Source organism: Mesorhizobium sp. M7A.F.Ca.CA.004.06.1.1, assembly GCF_003999135.1.
Taxonomy (GTDB): domain Bacteria; phylum Pseudomonadota; class Alphaproteobacteria; order Rhizobiales; family Rhizobiaceae; genus Mesorhizobium.
Map to the genome: position 1 here is coordinate 16,619 of NZ_RZPQ01000028.1, position 2,663 is coordinate 19,281.

Annotated in this window: 3 protein-coding genes; 2 read left to right on the forward strand and 1 reads right to left on the reverse strand. The window is 64.1% G+C overall.

Going from position 1 to position 2,663, the window contains the following annotated elements; translation table 11 throughout:
- Together pgi and EN906_RS03820 are read left to right on the forward strand one after the other, a co-directional pair.
- A partial coding sequence (gene pgi, locus EN906_RS03815; RefSeq protein ID WP_245484166.1) for a glucose-6-phosphate isomerase occupies window positions 1-1,554 on the forward strand: 1,554 nt, incomplete at its 5' end.
- A gap of 5 nt (window positions 1,555-1,559) precedes the next feature.
- Complete coding sequence (locus EN906_RS03820; protein ID WP_127267316.1) at window positions 1,560-2,282, forward strand: HAD family hydrolase; 723 nt, start codon at window positions 1,560-1,562, stop codon at window positions 2,280-2,282.
- A 115-nt stretch (window positions 2,283-2,397) separates the two neighbouring features.
- On the opposite strand, the gene EN906_RS03825 is transcribed toward EN906_RS03820, so the two are convergent.
- Window positions 2,398-2,663, reverse strand: a 266-nt coding sequence (locus tag EN906_RS03825; protein ID WP_164777095.1) for a helix-turn-helix domain-containing protein, incomplete at its 5' end; no start/stop codon positions are given.

Here is a 2,663-nt window from a genome sequence, read left to right on the forward strand (position 1 = left end):
GATCCCAAGCGGTTCGTGGAATTCTCCGTCACCGACGGCGATCTGCTGCTCGACTGGTCGAAATGCGCGGTCGACGCGACCACCATGGAGCTGCTGGAAAAGCTCGCCCAGGCCGCCGATCTCGAAGGCCGCCGCGCCGCTATGTTCGCCGGCAAGAAGATCAACGTCACCGAGGACCGTGCCGTGCTGCACACGGCGCTGCGCAACCTGACCGGCAAGGGCGTCACCGTCGATGGCCAGGACGTCAAGGCTGACGTCATCGCCGTGCTCGACGCCATGGGCGCCTTTGCCGATGCCGTGCGCTCGGGCAAGGCGGCCGGCGCCACCGGCAAGAAGATCACCGACATCGTCAACATCGGCATCGGCGGTTCCGATCTCGGCCCGGCCATGGCGACGCTGGCGCTGGCGCCCTATCATGACGGGCCGCGCGCCCACTACGTCTCCAACATCGATGGCGCCCATATCCACGACACGCTGAAGGGCCTCTCCGCCGAAACCACGCTTTTCATCATCGCTTCCAAGACCTTCACCACCGTCGAAACGATGACCAATGCCGAAACCGCTCGGAAATGGGTGCAAGAAGCACTGGGTAAGGAAGCGGTCGGCAAGCATTTCGCCGCCGTCTCCACCGCGCTCGACCTGGTGGCCCGGTTCGGCATCGCGCCGGATCGCGTCTTCGGCTTCTGGGATTGGGTCGGCGGCCGCTATTCGCTGTGGGGCGCCATCGGCCTGCCGGTGATGATTGCTGTCGGTCCGCGGAATTTTCGCGCCTTCCTCGATGGCGCGCACGAGATGGACGAGCATTTCCGCACCGCGCCGGTGCAGGAGAACCTGCCGGCGCTGCTTGGACTGGTTGGCTGGTGGCATCGCGTCATCTGCGGCTACCCGGCGCGCGCCGTCATCCCGTATGACCAGCGCCTGTCCAGGCTGCCGGCCTATCTGCAGCAGCTCGACATGGAATCGAACGGCAAGAGCGTCACCCTCGAAGGCACAGAGGTGACGACGCCGACCGGACCGCTGGTCTGGGGCGAGCCCGGCACCAACGGCCAGCATGCCTTCTTCCAGCTGCTGCACCAGGGCACCGATTTCATCCCGGTCGAGTTCCTCGCCGCGGCGGTCGGCCACGAGCCGGAACTCAAACATCAGCACGATCTGCTGCTCGCCAACTGCCTGGCGCAGTCGGAAGCGCTGATGAAGGGCCGCACGCTGGACGAAGCCCGCGCCCAGATGCTGGCCAAGGGCATGAAGCCGGCCGAGGTCGACAAGATAGCGCCGCACCGCGTCTTCTCGGGCAACCGGCCCTCGCTGACCATCCTCTACCGCAAACTCGACCCACGCACCTTCGGCCGGCTGATCGCGCTCTACGAGCACCGCGTCTTCGTCGAGGGCACGCTGTTCGACATCAACTCCTTCGACCAGTGGGGCGTCGAGCTCGGCAAGGAACTGGCCACCGGCCTTCTGCCTGTCGTGGAGGGCAAGGAAAGTGCCGCCAAGCGGGATGCATCGACCGCTGGCCTTGTGGGATTCATCCACCATTTGCGTGGCTCGGAGTGAAAAGTTTGGCAGACATCAAGGGAATATTGTTCGACAAGGACGGCACGCTTGTCGACTTCAACGCCACCTGGCTCGGCGTTGCCGACTTCATGGCCATGGATGCGTCCGAGGGCGATCGCTGGAAAGCCGACAGGCTGCTGGCCGCCGCCGGCTTCGATTTCGCCAACAAACGCTTCAAGCCCGACTCGATCTTTGCGTCCGGCACCAATCTCGACGTCGTCGAATTGTGGTTTCCGCGCCTGTCCAACGAGGACCAGATGCTTGCGGTTGCCCGCTTCAACGAGATCACCTCTGTGCAGGGCTCGGCGATGGCCGTGGCGCTGCCGGGCATCGTCGACACGTTGACGGCCTTGCACAGGAAATCCTACCGGCTTGGCGTCGCCACCAATGATTCGACCAGCGGAGCGGAAAAGACGCTGGTGACGCTCGGCGTCGCCCAATTGTTCGACGCGGCCTATGGCTACGACGCGGTGGCCAATCCGAAGCCGGCGCCCGACACCATCCTGGCTTTCAGCGACCTCACCGGCCTCAGGCCGGCGGAGATCGCCATGGTCGGCGACAACAGGCACGACCTCGAAATGGCGCGTGCCGGCGGCTGCGGGCTGGCAGTCGGCGTGCTCTCCGGCACCGGCACCCGCGAATCGCTGGCCGGCATTGCCGATGTGGTCCTGGATTCGGTCGCCGACCTGCCGGATTTTCTCTCGGCGCGGGTCAAGGAGACGATCTGACGGCGGAGGCCGGGCAAATCAACTTGGGCTTTCCCGCCCACGGCTGAGATTGGTGGAAAGGAGACGGGCTGTTCCCTCAAAGGCGGACCTTGGTCCACCGCCAGATTTGGGACCGCTACGCACCTGCAGAAGGGCGCGATCGATTTTGCACGATCAGGGCTACCTCGGACGTATGATGAGTTCCCCATTCGCACAAGGGCGCGAGTACTCCGGCCAGGCTTTGACCAAAGTCGGTTAGTTCATACTCGACGTGCGGCGGCACCGTCTGAAAGTCAATGCGACGAATAACGCCATCATCCGTCAGTTCTTTCAGGTGCTGGATCAGCATTTTCTCGCTCACGTTGGTAACGAGCCTGCGGAGTTGACCGGTGCGTTTGGGCC